The 14,660-nt window shown below is 61.9% G+C and carries 17 protein-coding genes and 1 tRNA gene; 1 reads left to right on the top strand and 17 read right to left on the bottom strand.

Annotation, left to right across the window (positions count from 1 at the left end; translation table 11 throughout):
* Positions 1 to 163 precede the first annotated feature (163 nt).
* The gene (locus tag C3418_RS12095; protein ID WP_010672963.1) at positions 164 to 676 is read right to left on the bottom strand and encodes an RDD family protein; all 513 of its coding nucleotides are present in this window, start codon (positions 674 to 676) and stop codon (positions 164 to 166) included.
* Between the two features lie 143 nt (positions 677 to 819).
* Between C3418_RS12095 and C3418_RS12100 the strand changes: the two genes are divergently transcribed.
* Positions 820 to 904 (top strand) — tRNA-Leu (locus tag C3418_RS12100).
* 145 nt (positions 905 to 1,049) lie between these two features.
* Here the strand turns inward: C3418_RS12100 and C3418_RS12105 are convergent.
* The 16 genes from C3418_RS12105 to C3418_RS12180 all read right to left on the bottom strand — a co-directional run bounded on the left by C3418_RS12105 (position 1,050) and on the right by C3418_RS12180 (position 14,652).
* Entirely contained in the window at positions 1,050 to 2,222 is a 1,173-nt protein-coding gene (locus C3418_RS12105; protein ID WP_103858595.1) for a phage late control D family protein, read from the bottom strand.
* Positions 2,219 to 2,710 (bottom strand): phage tail protein, encoded by a 492-nt coding sequence (locus C3418_RS12110; RefSeq protein WP_103858596.1) that lies wholly within the window; start codon positions 2,708 to 2,710, stop codon positions 2,219 to 2,221. Before C3418_RS12110 ends, C3418_RS12105 begins: the two co-directional genes overlap by 4 nt.
* A 12-nt stretch (positions 2,711 to 2,722) precedes the next feature.
* On the bottom strand, positions 2,723 to 5,677 hold the full coding sequence (locus C3418_RS12115; protein WP_103858597.1) for a phage tail tape measure protein: 2,955 nt from the start codon (positions 5,675 to 5,677) through the stop codon (positions 2,723 to 2,725).
* Entirely contained in the window at positions 5,674 to 5,805 is a 132-nt protein-coding gene (locus C3418_RS12120; RefSeq protein ID WP_010672967.1) for a GpE family phage tail protein, read from the bottom strand. The genes C3418_RS12115 and C3418_RS12120 overlap by 4 nt, the downstream gene beginning before the upstream one ends.
* 8 nt (positions 5,806 to 5,813) lie before the next feature.
* Positions 5,814 to 6,098 carry a phage tail assembly protein gene (locus C3418_RS12125; protein WP_103858598.1) on the bottom strand — a complete coding sequence of 95 codons (285 nt, stop codon included), beginning with the start codon at positions 6,096 to 6,098 and terminating at the stop codon, positions 5,814 to 5,816.
* A gap of 63 nt (positions 6,099 to 6,161) precedes the next feature.
* Positions 6,162 to 6,677, bottom strand: coding sequence for a phage major tail tube protein (locus C3418_RS12130; RefSeq protein ID WP_102949067.1), 516 nt, complete (start codon positions 6,675 to 6,677; stop codon positions 6,162 to 6,164).
* A gap of 12 nt (positions 6,678 to 6,689) precedes the next feature.
* Complete coding sequence (locus tag C3418_RS12135) at positions 6,690 to 7,865, bottom strand: phage tail sheath protein (RefSeq protein ID WP_103858599.1); 1,176 nt, start codon at positions 7,863 to 7,865, stop codon at positions 6,690 to 6,692.
* 48 nt (positions 7,866 to 7,913) lie between these two features.
* Positions 7,914 to 8,948: an RNA-directed DNA polymerase gene (locus tag C3418_RS12140; RefSeq protein ID WP_103858600.1), complete on the bottom strand. Its 1,035-nt coding sequence runs from the start codon at positions 8,946 to 8,948 to the stop codon at positions 7,914 to 7,916.
* Between the two features lie 288 nt (positions 8,949 to 9,236).
* Positions 9,237 to 9,644 (bottom strand): four helix bundle protein, encoded by a 408-nt coding sequence (locus tag C3418_RS12145; protein WP_197970374.1) that lies wholly within the window; start codon positions 9,642 to 9,644, stop codon positions 9,237 to 9,239.
* 52 nt (positions 9,645 to 9,696) lie between these two features.
* Positions 9,697 to 10,800, bottom strand: a complete 1,104-nt coding sequence (locus tag C3418_RS12150) for an SUMF1/EgtB/PvdO family nonheme iron enzyme (protein WP_103858601.1) — start codon at positions 10,798 to 10,800, stop codon at positions 9,697 to 9,699.
* A gap of 11 nt (positions 10,801 to 10,811) precedes the next feature.
* Positions 10,812 to 11,132 carry a hypothetical protein gene (locus tag C3418_RS12155; protein WP_103858602.1) on the bottom strand — a complete coding sequence of 107 codons (321 nt, stop codon included), beginning with the start codon at positions 11,130 to 11,132 and terminating at the stop codon, positions 10,812 to 10,814.
* Between the two features lie 2 nt (positions 11,133 to 11,134).
* Positions 11,135 to 12,028: a hypothetical protein gene (locus C3418_RS12160; protein WP_103858603.1), complete on the bottom strand. Its 894-nt coding sequence runs from the start codon at positions 12,026 to 12,028 to the stop codon at positions 11,135 to 11,137.
* 9 nt (positions 12,029 to 12,037) lie between these two features.
* Entirely contained in the window at positions 12,038 to 12,475 is a 438-nt protein-coding gene (locus tag C3418_RS12165; RefSeq protein WP_103858604.1) for a hypothetical protein, read from the bottom strand.
* The gene (locus C3418_RS12170) at positions 12,472 to 13,476 is read right to left on the bottom strand and encodes a phage tail protein I (RefSeq protein ID WP_103858605.1); all 1,005 of its coding nucleotides are present in this window, start codon (positions 13,474 to 13,476) and stop codon (positions 12,472 to 12,474) included. The genes C3418_RS12165 and C3418_RS12170 overlap by 4 nt, the downstream gene beginning before the upstream one ends.
* Positions 13,469 to 14,311, bottom strand: coding sequence for a baseplate J/gp47 family protein (locus tag C3418_RS12175; protein ID WP_103858606.1), 843 nt, complete (start codon positions 14,309 to 14,311; stop codon positions 13,469 to 13,471). Before C3418_RS12175 ends, C3418_RS12170 begins: the two co-directional genes overlap by 8 nt.
* Complete coding sequence (locus C3418_RS12180) at positions 14,308 to 14,652, bottom strand: GPW/gp25 family protein (protein ID WP_373870742.1); 345 nt, start codon at positions 14,650 to 14,652, stop codon at positions 14,308 to 14,310. Before C3418_RS12180 ends, C3418_RS12175 begins: the two co-directional genes overlap by 4 nt.
* Between the last annotated feature and the right edge of the window lie 8 nt (positions 14,653 to 14,660).

A 14,660-nucleotide genomic window follows, 5' to 3' on the forward strand; every position in this document is an offset into this window, starting at 1 on the left:
GAGCAGTTCAAGTTACCCGCCCGCCGAGAACGAAGTTACCCAAGGTGCATCAAAGCCAAACCACAGAAGTATGCGACGAGAAAACCTAGTAAAAACAATGCCAGTCAGGCTTAACTGACTGGCATTACACCTCGGGGTGCCCTTTTTCGTTGCCGTCTTGGGATCAGCGATTGAGCTGCTCCAGGTTTTCCGTCTTGCCGAGCACCACCACCTCGCACTCGGCCCAGATGTCCTGGAAGGCGCGGGGGCGGGCGCGATTGAACACACACAGCAGGTTGCCCAGGCCAAAGGCCGAGGTGGCGAGCCGGATCAGGGCCTGGGTGACGCGAATGTTGCTGCCGTCCAGGTTCTGGATGCGCAGGCGCCAGGCCCGCATGCCGATGGTCTGGCCGGCGCGGACCCAGAACCAGGTGTAGAAACCGCAGATGACGAAGGCCAGCCAGGCGCTGTAGAGGGGGCTGGTGAGCAGCCAGGCGGCATCCTTGCCCTCGGGAACGTGCGCCATGCCGGTGGCCAGCAGCAGGTGGGCCACCCCCATGCCGATGAAGCCGGCGATGATCAGCAGGGCAATCACCACCAGATAGTCATAGAGCAGGGCGCCGAGACGGCGCAGCAGACCGGCGGACGGATGCCGGGGAGCAGGCTGGAGAGGGGAGGGGGTCTTGCGCTTGGCCATGATGATTATTCCATTAATATGATGCGGGCATTCTATGTAACTGGCCTGGCATCGGCAAGGCGTTGAATAAATGAGCAAACAACGGTGAGGGCAAGAAAAACACCTTGCATGGCCAAGCGCCATTCGTATAATCCCTCGCAGCTGCCCGGGTGGCGAAATCGGTAGACGCAGCGGATTCAAAATCCGCCGTAGCAATACGTGTCGGTTCGAGTCCGACCCCGGGCACCATTTAGAATTCAATGACATAAGGCCACCCAAGCGGGTGGCCTTATGTTTTTCTGCCACCTAGTGGCGGCAAAGTGGCGGCAGAGAAATTTGATGATCGAGAAAGGCGGCAGAGCGTTGGCTCTGCCGCCTTTTGTTTTTGCTGCTGTTACTCAGTAACTTCCGGCAGGTCGTCGATGGCAACTTCGAGGCTGATGTTGTTGGTGTAGCCGCTGTTGGTCAGGCTGTGCACGACCCTGGTCAGTACCCAGCCGGCCTCGTCGATCTGCGGCTTGAATCCCCTGACGGTGGTGAGTTGTTCCGGGTAGAGCTCGGGGCGGCCGGTGGCCAAGGTGATCTCGAACTCGGCGACGCCACGCTGCAGGCGCTCCCACTCGGCGCGGGCGGCGCGCAGGGCGTTGGTCTGGTTGGCGTAGATGTGGCGCAGCACCTTGACGTTCTCGCTGTCGCCGATCAGCAGTTCGCGGCCCTCTTTGTCGACGGTGGTGTCGCTGGGCAACGCCTGCTCCGGCTTTGGCTTGGTCTTGCGTTTACGCTTGAGGGTTGAGCCTTTGGTGGCGGCCTTCTTCGGGTCGTGCCAGTTGGCCACCACGCCGGTGTAAGCGTCGCGATCCGCAACGGCGAAGCGGTGCTGATCGCCATCTTGGCGGGTGATGGTGACTGAGGGGAGTGGTTTGCCGCTGGCGGTGAGCCCCTTGCCCTGGCCGATGAATAGCAGCCGACCCGATTTGATGGTGGTCAGGGCGCCGCATTGGCCGGCCAGGCGGGTGAGGAAGGCGGGATCGCTTTCGTTCTGCTGGTCGATGTGGTCGATCAGCATGCCCTTGAAGCGCTCGGCGCAGGCGGGGGTGAGGCCGTGGCGCTGGGCGATGGTGTCGACAATGCTGCCGACAGTCTGCTGGTGATAGCTGGTCTGGCGCAGTTTGTTGAGGCTGCCGCGCAGGTCAGCTGACTTGCCCCGGATGGTGAGCTTGTCCGGGGTGCCTGAGTGCTCCACCTCGTCGATGGTGAACTCCCCTTTATCAACCAGCGGCTGCCCCTGCCAGCCGATCAGGGCGCGCATTCTGGCGCCCCGGCGCGGCATGGCCAGCTGACCGTCGCTGTCGTCGAGTTCGATGTCGATGGTGTCGGCATCAAACCCGCGATTGTCGGTGATGGTCATGCCACCAAGGCGGGGGCGGATGGTGGCGGATACGTCCTTGCCGTCGATCAGCAGTTGGTAAGCCGGGGCCTTGTGGTCGGCGCCAGTGACGCTGAATTGCCCCAGCTGGCTGGTCAGGTTGCTGCTGACAGCAGAGAGCGCGTTATCTATCAGGCTCACAGCAGGCCCCCGATCTTGTTGCCAACGGTGCCAACGATGTTGCTGATTCCCAGCCGACTGGCGATGCCGCCGATGGCACGACCTAGCAGTTTGTTGCCCAGGCTCGTCTCGTCGTCGTCCACGCGCTTGAGGTTCATGGTGAATTCAATCTTGCGGGCGGTGCCATCAGAGAAGAATTCTGAGCGGGTGACGCTGGTGCGCTCGATGACGAAATAGCCCCGCATCACGCCATCCCCCTGGATCAGGGGGAAGGCCTGGCCGGTGTCGGCCATTTCGTGGAGCAGGTCGAGGGAGACGGGCCCGCCTGTCAGCTCAGGGTAGAGGGTGCCGGAGAACACGGTGGTTTCGTCATCTGGCCCTGTGAACTGGTAGGCTGGACGGGCGCCGACCCGGGGGTTACCCGGGTGACGCCATGATCGCTCATCCTGTTGTGACTGGGGGGCGAAGGTGGAGCGCTGGAACACGAACCATCCCAGGGTCATCATCATGATGCTGCCTCCTTAGCTGTTGTCGCGCAGGCTGGCGCGGGTGCGCGCTGATGCCTGCCGTTCGCGGCGGTCCAGCTCACGGCGCACCTCTTGCGCTACATCGACGCTTGATTGCCCAGGTTGCTGGGCGATGTGAATTGGGGCGCTGATGTGGATATTGGTGTCGCCCCTTGCTGGCGCCAACTTTGGCGTTTCGACGATGCGCGGGCCTGGCCTGCTGTATGAATTGGCTGGCCGGTTCAGCTCGGCAGGCACTACTTGCTCGCGGATGGTTTGGGCAGCCTCAACAGGTTGGCGCAGTTCAGCAGGCATGACCTGTTCGCGGATGGTGCGGACGGTATCTGCAGGCTGGCGTAGCTCGGCAGGCATGACCTGCTCGCGGATGGTGCGGGCCGTATCTGCGGGCTGGCGCAGCTCGGCAGACATGACCTGTTCGCGGATGGTGCGGACGGTATCTGCAGGCTGGCGTAGCTCGGCAGGCATGACCTGCTCGCGGATGGTGCGGACGGTATCTGCAGGCTGGCGTAGCTCGGCAGGCATGACCTGCTCGCGGATTGTTCGGGCAGCCTCAACAGGTTGGCGCAGTTCAGCAGGCATGACCTGCTCGCGGATGGTGCGGGTGGCATCCTGATGCGGCTGCATGGCAGCCAGTGGCATACTGGCCAGCAAGGCTGCTGACGCCATGGCAGCGGTTTGGCGGCGGCTGATGATGTTGGCCGGGCCTTTCACCACTTCCGGCCCATTTTCCCCAGCGACACCCCATTTCCCTGCCGGGATCAGACCTCCCTTATCGTAAAAGCCCGCGAACCCACCCTCTTTTCTGGCCTGTACGGCTGGTGCTGTTGATGAGTGCTGTACGGCTACTTTTGTTGATGACCCCCCTTTCATCCAGTCCGGCAGGATGTCCGTGATGGATTTCACCTTGGCCTTGAGCTCTTCCCATTTGGCCGAGATGCCACCTATCAGCCCATCTATGAGGGCTTTACCCGCGTTGAGCGCCCGGGATGGCAGTGTGGTCAGGTAGTCCCAGAATTCACCGGTGGCCGCTTTGCACTTCTCCCAGGTGGACTTGAACCACGGCCCGAGCTGATCCCAATTCTTGTAGATGAGGTAAGCGCCGACGGCGATGGCAGCAATGCCCGCGATAATCCAGCCGATGGGGGTGGTGAGGATGGCAACCCCTAACTTAAGAAAGCCCAAGGACAGTCCCTTGAGCAGGGTCAGCAGTGGCCCCCCCATGGTCAGCATCATGCCCAGACCCATCTTGATGGCGGCAATGGGGCCCAGCAGGCCGGCCAGCACCAACAGCAGGCCACCGCCCACGGTCGCGGTGACGGCGGTGATGGCGGCCACCTTGGCGATGGTGGCGGTGAGCTCCGGGTTTTTGCGCATCCATTCACCGACGCCACGGGTCATGGCGGTGATCTGCTGGATCAGGCCGCGCAGTGGGCCATTCTGGGAGGTCATCAGCTCGATGTTGAGGTCTTGCCATGCCGAGGTTAAGCCATCGATGTCACCACGGGCGTTATCGGCCATGACGCGGGCAACTTCGGCGGCTTCGCCCGTTGCACCGTACACGCTATCTCTTAACGCTCGAACGCTGTCAGCCCCCTTTTTCGAAGCGGCAACCAGCGGGATCATGGCTTTAAGCGCTTCTTGCCCTGATATCGCCGCGAGATAAGCCACGCCGCCATCGGCCATTTTGCTGGTCTTTCGTTCTATATCTTCCAGCAGGTCGAGGGGGTCTCTCAGTTTGCCTGTCGCATCTTTGGCTTTCACCCCCAGCGCATCAAGCGCCCCCCTCACTTCTTTTGTCGGCTTGACCAGTCTGGTCAGGATGGCGCTGATCCCCGTGCCCGCCATCGAGCCTTGCACCCCCGCATCCCCCAGTTTGCCAGCCATCGCGGATACTGTTTCCATGTCCACACCCAAACCGGCTGCAATGGGAGCGGCATATTTCATCGTTTCCCCCAGCATTTCGAGGGAGGTATTTGAGCGGGTGAAGGTGGCAACCAGCGAATCACCCACTCGACCCATTTCAGTGGCGGGCAATTGGAACCCAGACAGGATGTTCGAGGCGATATCGGCTGTTCTGGCAATCTCCATGCCGCCCGCCTTAGCCATGTCGAGGATGCCTGGCATCGCGGCTTTGATGTTTTGCGGCGTAAATCCCGCCATTGCCAGAAAACCCTGACCGCCCGCGGCATCCATGGCGGTGAAGCTGGTCGAGGCGCCGAGATCCCGCGCTTGTTGGCGGAGCATGGCCAGCTCTGCGCTGTCCTTCTGCAGGCGGGTGAGAGCCTGCACCTTTGACATCTGGGCGTCGAAGTCGAGGCCGACCGAGGCGATGGAGTTGATCTTGTAGAGGCCCGCCGCGCCGGTGGCCATGCCGGCGGCGCCATAGCCTGCCATGGTGCCGCGCATCGCCATCGTCTTGTCGTAGTTGGCCTTCACCTGGGCGATGCGTTTTTGCTGAGCGGCGACCTGGGTCAGCTTGCTGCGCTGTTGTTCGAGCTGGGCGGTGGTGGCGGTCAAATCGGATTTGAGCTGGCGCTGGTGCTGGCTCAGCTGTCGGGTGTTGATGCCCGCCTGCTGCATCGCGGCTTTCATGGCGCCGTGACGGCTGACCATCTCACGCTCTTTGTTGGTCAGGTCACGCACGGCCCCTTTGGCCCTTTCCAGTTCACGGGTCATGGCTTTGGTGGGGTTGGCGGTGGCAGCCAGTTCTTTGGCCATGCGCTGGGCGGTTTGCTGCGCTTGGGTCAGCTCTGCCCGGGTGGCGCCTATCTGCTTGCCGAGAGTGCGATAGCCGTCAACCTGGCCGCTCTGTTTTTCCAGATCGCGAACTTTGGCTTTGGTGTCGGCGAGGTCTTTGGCGGTGATGCGGCTTTGGCCGGTGACGGCCTTGAGGGGGGCGGTGAGTTTGTCCACCGCCCCGAGCAGGATTTGTAACTTGAGGGTGCTCATGATTCGTCTGCCCCGTTGATTTGGTTGTATCGCTCAACAAGGCGTTGGTGCCAGCCCATCAGCTCGTCGAGCTCCATGGCCGCCATTTCAGATGGCGGCCAGTGGGCGATGATGGCGAGATCTGCCATCAGGTCGTCTATGCAGTGAGGTAAGCCAGCTTCTTGGGTAACAAAAAAGCGGCTACTTCCTGCCCCAGTTGCATCAGGTCAGCGGGGTCCATGGCGCCGATGTCCACCTCGGTCAGTGCCGGGCTGGTGATGCGCGGCAGCAGCTTGGAGAGGGCGTTGACGTCCATCTGCAGGATGTCGGTCATGTTGAGGCCGCGCAATTGCCCCGCCATGGGCTTGCGGACGACGATTTCACTGATGGTCTGCTCGCCGCGCTGGATGGGATTGTCTAGGGTGACAGTTTTCTGAGTCATGGTGTGTTCCTTGGTCAGTATGTGGTCACGGGCGGCAGCGCCGCCCGGATGATGTGGGGTGGATTAGAGGCCGATGGCTTTGCGATGTTCTTCCATCAGGTCTTCTCCGCCGACTTTCCAGATCATGTTGATGAGGTCGATCTCGACCAGTTCTTCACCGTCGACGGTCACCTTGTAGTAGGTGTTGGCCATGCTGACCTTTTGCTGGGTGTTGTCGCCGGTTTTGAGGGTGCCGCCATCCAGCTCTTTGATGCGGCCACGCTGGACGATTTCGACCGAAGAGACCTGGGCGGTGTCGTCGCGCTGGAAGGAACCCGCAAAGCGGAGCATGACGCCGTCAATCTTGGCCTGATGCTGCTTTTTGAACAGGGCTGCTTCGTAGCCGCCGAAGGTGAATTCGGTATCGAGGGCGCCATCATCGAGGCCCATGTTGATATGGGCCGCCCCCGGCATGCCGCCGCCGCGGTAGGCTTCGAGTTTCAGTGTCAGTTTGGCCGGGGTGTACTCTTCGCCGACGCCGATCCAGTTGTCGCCGTCGAGGAACATGTTGAGGTGCTTGAGTTTGCGAGGCAGTGCCATGGTTGATGCTCCTTATGCGGCGGCCACGCGGGCGGCGAAGTCGACCAGGTAGCGGTCGGTGATGCGCTGCTGGAACATGAGGTTTTCAAGCGGCGGCACGGGGGTGTAGTCGTAGTCGATGTAGAGTTTGCCGGCCTTGAGGGTGTCTTTGTCGTTGACCTCCTCGTTGTACCAGCAGTCGAACCCGATGAGGTAGCCGAGGCTGACCAGCTCGCGCCCCTTGGCCTTGATGCCCTCGATGATGTCTTTGACCAGGGTGGGGGTCATCGGCTTGTCGACCGCCCACATGTGGGCCTCGGCGATGGTGTCGGCCAAGATCTGAGCGGTGCGGGTGTAGTTCTCGAACTGGAACAGGGGATCGTCCGAGCAGGTGCGGGAGCCCCAGAAGCGGAACCCATCAGCTTGGATCAGGCAGGTGATGTCGTCGGCGTTGAGCAGGCCCGCATCGGTGTCGGGGTCTTGCAGGCTCCAGAACACTTGTTTGGTCAGACCTTCTACGCCAGTGACGGCGACGTTGGAGAGGGTTTTATGCCAGCCGATTTCTTTGTCGATGAGTGCCCGCATGGCCATTGCTTTGGCGGTTGCCCAGATGGTGCCGCTGGCGTTGGTGGCGGTATCCCACTTGGTGAAGTCGCCGAAGATGGGCATGACTTCACGCTGGCCGAAGTTGGCGCGGTAGGCTTTGGCTTCGGTCGGGGTGTTGCCAACGCAGGCGATATAGGCGAAGGCGCGCAGCTTGCGGGCGATAGCGGCCAGTTCGGTGGCGACCGGCAGGGCGTCGAGCCCCGGCGCGCCGATGATGCGCGGGGTGATGCCAGTGGCAGAGCTGGCCCGTTGCAGGGCCTTGAGGCCTGTGAAGGTGCCGTCTGGCTTGGCTGCTCCGATGACGTTGGTGTTGGTGGCGGCATCGGTGGCCCCTTTTGCCACGCGCACCACGATGGTGATGGTGTTGACGGTGTCGGCGATGGCCTGCAGGGCTTTGGCCAGGGTGCCCTGGGTGCCGGCTTTGCCAACGGCTTTTTGTACGTCGGTGATGACGACCGCTTTATCGAGCGGGAAGGCGGCCGCATCGGCATCATCCGCATGGGCGACCAGGCCGATCACGGCGGTGGCGATAGTGCGGATGGTGCGGGTGCCTTCACTGACTTCGACGACGCGCACGCCGTGATGATAACTGTCGAGTGCCATGGTGGCGGTTCTCCTGTGTCCGGACGGAGGTGATCATTGTGAGCAGGGTCAGGATGCAGGCGGAGCACACGACAGGCGAGCGGGCGGCGTTGTATAGGGCAGTTTTACAACAGGCGATGGGTGACTTGCTTTCATCGCGGCCATCATCTTCTCACTCATTTTCCCGTGTGATGATGTGCGTCTGGCATGCGCAATGATAGACGTCGCGACTGACCACCTTCCCCGGCAAATGGCTCGGTTGAACTTGATAAGCGAGTGCTTGCGGACAAATCTCCTAGCTCGCCAGGTGCGATATCCGACGAAGTTCACGCCGCGGCGAACGGGCGCGATGGTCCACTTTGAATATGTCATGCCCAGCTCTCTGGCAATAAACTCCTCGATGGCTGCTTTGTGGCTTACAGCTTGCTCACGGCTCAGGTCGAACAGAATGAAATCATCCACGTAGCGGCAGTAGCGACGCACCTTGAGTTGGCGCTTGATGAAGTGGTCGAGCGGATTCAGATAGATGAGCGCGTAAAGCTGCGACAGCAGGTTGCCAATGGGGATGCCCAGCGGCTCTGGCAGGTTAGCAAATGTCATCATCAGCCTGACTAGCGCCTCGTCGCCTATCACTGTGCGGATTTGCCGCTCCAGAATGGCGCGGTCGATGCGGTAGAAGAATTTTCGCAGGTCCAGCTTGAGGGTGTAGCTGTCTGGCGAGCTGGTCCGCAGGGCGGCCTGGGCGTAGTCGGCGGCTTTGTGGGTGCCCTTGCCTGGGCGGCATGCGTAACTCTGATCGATAAAGCGGCGCTCAAAGAGCGGCATGATGACGCGATATATGGCGTGCTGAATGACGACATCGCCGAACCATGGGGCGCATATTTCCCTCTGTTTTGGCTCGTAGATCTGGAATCGCCGGTATTCGCGCGGGCGGTAGGCGCCCTGCTTAATTCGGCTGCTTAGTTCGGCCAGGATGGCGCCGGCGCGAATGTCGAATGCCAGTACGGCGCGGGTGCGCGTTTTTCGCTTGCGGGCGGTTTGCCACGCTGCGATCAGGTTGTCTGGCGCTAGAATTTTCGCCATCAGGTTTTTGTGTGTTTTCATTTATTGCTCGATGGTGGCGCGGGTGATGGTCGACGGATGGCCGCTACTGAAAACCCGCGCGCTGCTGATTTCGCCGTCTGGCAGGATTAACCACCCCTTTGGCTCCACGTTGTCTCATTTGACTGTGAGGAGGATCCGAGGTCGGGCGAGCCCCAATGTTCGTGTTCCGATTCGACCGAGCGTTGTTCAGGTTGAGCGCGAACACGCCAGCATTGGCGCCGTTGTTCCAGTTGCCGCCGGAGATGGCGAGGAACGAAAAAGCATATTGATGGTCAACCCCTGATCCTGTTACTGCTTTGTTAAAGCTTGCTCTTTTTTAATCCAGCCACCTATCATTCTGCCGATTTCGTCAACGGCGTTAGATATGACCATCCAGCGGCGCTCGCCGACATTCGGCGGGGCTGATTTGCCCTTGTGGTGGGCGAAATAGCCCAGCTCATAGGCCAGATACAGCAGCATGCGCAACTGCTCGTGCCCCACGTCCAGCTGGGTCAGAGTGGTCTTTTTGTGGTAGCGCTTGTGCCCTTCAACCATCAGCTTGTAGCAGTCATAAAGCGTGGTGCGCACTTGTTGTGCTAGCCCGTACTTTTCGTGATGCGGCCAGTGGTTGAGGTAGGTGTTGAGCTTGGCCGCCAGCTCTACGTATTTGCGCACCAATAGCACGCCTGATGGATCCGGTTTTTGTGGGTTCGCCAATTGCGCCTCCTGATATGCCCCGCTCTCGCGGGGCGTTGCAAAGTGCCAGTGCTTACAGCACAAAGGCCGGGCGAGCCCCAAAGTTCGTGTTCCGATTCGACCGAGCGTTGTTCAGGCTGAGCGCGAACACGCCAGCATCGGCGCCGCCGCTCCAGCTGCCGCCGGAGATGGCGAGGCGCTCGCCGTAGTTGCGCAGGTAGAGCTGGTCGCCGCCGTGACTGGCGTCGAGCGGGAACAGTGACAGCGCCTTGGCGATGCTTGGCACGACCAATCCCGCCTTGCTGGTGATTTTTTCAAACGCCCCAGCGGTGCTCCCTGGAGTGTGTTCGTCGCTGCCCGCTTCACCGTTGCGATTGCTGACCGCGTCAGATAGCACCGGTGCGCCATGGGCGGTGGTGGTGCCGGCTGCTGATGCGTCGTATTTCAGCGTGCCGGCGCTGCCTGGTGCTACAAGTTCGCCGGTGCTGGCCGAGATGGCGCGCCATGCTGATGATGCTTTGGTCTGGCTGTTTTTGCTGTCGGCGGCGTTGTTGTTGGCCAGCACCTGGATTTCGCCATCGACCAGGCGCATGCCGCCGCGCCACTCCCAGACGTTGCCGCAGAGGTCGGCGATGCCGTTGGGATTGTTGTTGTGACGCCAGCTGACCGGGCCCGATCCGGTCAGGGTGCGCGGGTTACCGGATGTTGCGCCCGGCGCGCCGCCGTCGGCGCGGCGGGCGGTTTCAAATGGCGCGTCTGAGCTGCGCCCGTAGGCAGTGTTGCCGCGTGGCATAAAGCCATTTTTTTTGCACCAGTGGGCGATGGCGGACTGCTCGGCGTGAGTCATGGCGTGGAAGCCCAGGCCGCAGGCTGAGCCATAGGCCAGCGCCTCGTCAAAGGTCACTGAATGCAGTGGCTCGACGCCCGGCAGCGACAACAGCTCTCCGGCGCGCAGGCAGCCGGTGTGCTGGCCGATAAACAGCTCTGACTTTTCAACGCCGTTGACAATGAATGCCGGGTGGGTGCCATTGCCCAGCGCCGGGTCAATGTCTTGCAAATTAAAGCGCGGGATGACATGCATGTAGGTCGGCTGGCCCTTGGCGGTGTAGAGCACAGTGACGGTGCCGCCGGATGCGGCTTCCACAGCTGCGCGCAGGCTGTCTTTGATGAAGATCATGTGATGGCTCCTTATTTTGGCCAGAGGGTGAGGGTGATGGTGTCGGGGTCGAGCGGCAGTGGTTCTGGCGCGGTGTGTTGCTCGCCGCTTTCTGGCAGCTGTTCGGCAGTCAGTTCTGGCTGCGGGTATTTGCGCGGCGGAATGGCGACGGTCGCGGCGAACGCGCCCGGCCCCTGCAGACTCATGCCCTGCTCGGTGCTGAAGACGCTCAGGGTGGCGGTTTCGGCGAGCTGTTCGGCGGCGCAGTCGATGCGCACATCCCCCAGCGTTACTACTGGGCCGCTGATGGCGAAATCGTGGTGGGGCCCTTGTCCCAGCAAGATGATTTGCATGGTTACACTCCGTGGTGGGTTAGCTGATAGTTAATGACGACGTCGTCGGCGGCGGTGGCTAATGTCAGTCTTGCGCCGTTGCTGGCGCGCTCGGTGACGATGACGTCTGCTGCGCTGGCGCTGCCGACGCATGAGACCAGATCCAACTGCAAACGCCAGCTGACGTTGCCGACCGGGTAGGCAAACGGCCAGGCGATGAGCGCTGCGGGTGGGCTGCCCATGGCAATCGGGAAATCAGGCTCGACGCGGCGCACGTCGGTCAGCGTGACGGCGGCCAGGTATTGGTCTGACCCCGAGTTGTTGCCCGCCGGCACTGTGATGCGATAGAGCGGGATGGCATCGGCCGGGGCGTCTGCGCCTAGGCTGGATACATCCAGCTCAATGGCGGTCGCGGTGATGCGGGCGTAAGCGACACAGCTGGCCGGGGTCAGCCCGTTGTTGCTGGGGACGGCGGCGGCGTTGAGGCGCTCCGGCATGGCATAAACTCGCCCGTTGGCGAACAGCTCGCCAGCGGCAAAGCTCAGGTTGCGAGTGGCGGTGGTTGACTTGCTTGCGGCGCAGCCTTTGCGGGTGCCGCGATTGATGAGCGTCAGCTGCCCCGCCTGGTTGCGGTATCGCGCAATTTTATCCAGCTCTTTGAATGCGAGCTCAGTGCGCTCCATGCCGCGCACAATCTCTTGCCCCATCGCGGCCATCAGCGACTGGTCAGTTGTCTGCTCCAGCCCATCGACGCGCTCCTTGAGCGCATCCTGCCCTTTCTTGAGGTACTTGGTTCGGCTGCCCAGCTGCTTAGCCTGGACGTTGTCAATGCCGTCCGGGCCGCCCATCACTGGGTCGGTAGTTTCGAGTTGATAGATGCCATCAACCCACACGTCGGTTTCTTGCAAGTTTGCCATGATGGCTCCTTAAAAAATGATGGTCCATGACCCGGTGATCGATAGGTCGCTGGTTTTTTCAATCAGCCCGCGAACTTTGCGCGCAAACAGCGTGCCGTCGGCGCAGAGCAGGCCCAGTTCGCGGATGTTGAGCCCGTTGGCTTCGCTCTCGCTCAAGGTGAAGGCAAAGCGCGCTTGCCCTTCTGTGGGGAAGGTGATGGCGCTGACGGCCTTGGTGTATGCCTCGCTTATGGCTTGGTCGTTGGGCGTAGGGCCCACGCCATTGGTGCCAAAGGCGATGCGGTTGATGTTTTTGCCGCTGCCCTGGCCCGCAATCAGGCGCGCCAGCGCGCTTTTGGCTGACGTCATGATCATGTTGTGCTCGGTGATGGTCTGCGGCTGCTGCCCGGCGCGGTGCAGGGTGATGCTCAGCTGGCCGCGCAGGGTGATTTGGTCGTTGATTATCACGGGGTTACCTCGTTGTGAGTGGTCGGCCCGCTGCGAGTGACGCCGGGGTGGTGGCGATGCGCACCCGCGCGCAGCAGCTGGCCGTTGTGGGTGGTGCAGCGGTGGCGCGCCCGGCCATGGCGGCGCAGAGTGCGAGTGAAGGTGAGCGACAGCAGGCCATCATCAGCCACTTGGCTCCCTGCGCCACGGAGCAGGCCGTAGCGGTGATGGGTGCCGGTGCGCAGCGGGGAGACCCGGCAAGTGTCTTGATGGCTGACGCCCATGGTCAGGCTGAGGGCATCCCACTGGTTGGCGCGGGTCTCACCGGTGATGAGGCCACCATTGCGGCGCTGGGTGCCAGCGCGGGCGATAGAACCCTGATGGCGCAAGATGATGGCTTGATCGCGATTGATGGCGCCGTCACGGCGGCGACCCCACGGCAGCACTTCGCCGCTGGTGATGGCGGCCTGTTCGGTGACCCGTTCTACGGTGGTGATACGATCGCTGGTGTCATCGCTAAAGCGCAGGCCGACCAGTTGGCAGCGGGCGGGGGCGGTTTTTTCCAGAATGCGGCGCAGGCGGCGGTTGGCGGCGGCGCTGATGGTGCCGTGGTCTCCGATGTTGACATTGGCGCGGTACATGGCCCAGCGGCCGCCAGAGCCATATAGTTCGTGGCCGTTGCGCAACTGCTGACCGTTGCGCGTGACAGGTGGCAGCCCCTCTTCTAACTCGATGTCTTCATAGCCAGCGGCGCGAATGGCGCGCTCGACGCTGCCAACGGTGCCGCGCAGGCGATGGACATGGATCGCATCGGCGCAGGCTTGGCGGCGCGCCTGCTCGGTCATCAGGTTATCCCAGTTATCGACTCCCAATCCCCATGCCAGCGAGCCGAGCAGATCGGCACGGCAGTGCCACGGGTTCCAGCTATGGCGGTGCGGCAGCGGTTGATCCAGCCGCTGTTCTGCCAGTTGGTCGAGGGTGCGCGATAGCTCGGTCGCAGAGGGTGGCAGCAGGTTAGGCATAGGTCACCTCTTCGCGGATGCTGCTGACATAGGGGGCCGATTCGCGGTCGGTGGTGATGTCGGCGGTCGGGCTGCGCAGGATGACGTTGCTGATCCCGGCGTTCTTCAGGCTGGCGTAGATGTCTGCGATGGTGATGGTGCCGCCAATGATATTGGCGGTTGCGCAGTAGTCTGCCAGCCGCTGGCGGGCGACGTTCAGGCTGTGTTCGTCGTCAGGTAGACCCGGCAGGATGATTTGATAGTCGATAACCACTGGCACAATGTGCGCCGGGATAACGCTGACGGTGTCGGTTAGCGGGCGGATTGTTTTGTGATTGAGCCTGGCCCGCACGTTGGCCAACAGCGCTGCCGATGGGGTGCCATTACCGGCACGGGCCAGCACGGCGACATTCACGACACCCGCCCCACCGTTGTGGGCGTCGGCATCTTTGATGGCAGCCGGATCGGTGGCGATGGCGTGATAGCGGTATGAATCCTCAGGCCCTGCCGTTGACATGGCGCGCAGGGATAAAGCGCACCTGGCGCGCAGTTGGTCATCGGTCTCCCCTTCTGCTTTTTCGAGGTCGAAGAAGGCGGCGAGGTTGAGCAAGTCATCCCCTTGCGCCCATGCCAGCATGCTGGCTTTCAGGGCGTCGTTGAGACGGGCGCGCCAGATGAGCTCGCGATAGGACCACGATTGCAGCAGTACTGTCAGCGGTTCGGATTCGAGTTCGAGCACCGGCGCGAGGTGGGGCCACTGGTTAATCACCCAGGCTTTTTGCTCGGCCAGGATGGTTTCGAAGTCGAGTTCTTCGACCGCTTTCGGGGCAGGCAGCGTCGACAGATTGATGGTCATGAGGTTGCTCCGGTCGGTAGCTGGACGGTGCCGGATTCGAGCAGGCCGTTGTCGGCGCGTCGCCAGGTGAGGGTGACGGCGCAGCCGCCGCCCAGCTCAGGTGCGCCGAGCTCGACTTTGGTGATGCGGATGCGCGGCTCCCAGAGGGTGAGGGCGTGCACGGTGGCGGCCATCAGCCGCAGACGGGTGGCTCCGTGCTGCGGCTGATCGATGAGGCTGAATATCTCACTGCCGTAAGTGCGTCGCATGACGCGGGTGCCGATGGGGGTGGTGAGGATGTCACGCACCGATTGCAGAATGTGAGCGGTCTCGCTGATGGCGTGGCCAGAGGCTGCATTCATGCCGAGCC

Origin of the sequence: Aeromonas sp. ASNIH8, assembly GCF_002919855.1 — a bacterium.
Taxonomy (GTDB): domain Bacteria; phylum Pseudomonadota; class Gammaproteobacteria; order Enterobacterales; family Aeromonadaceae; genus Aeromonas; species Aeromonas caviae.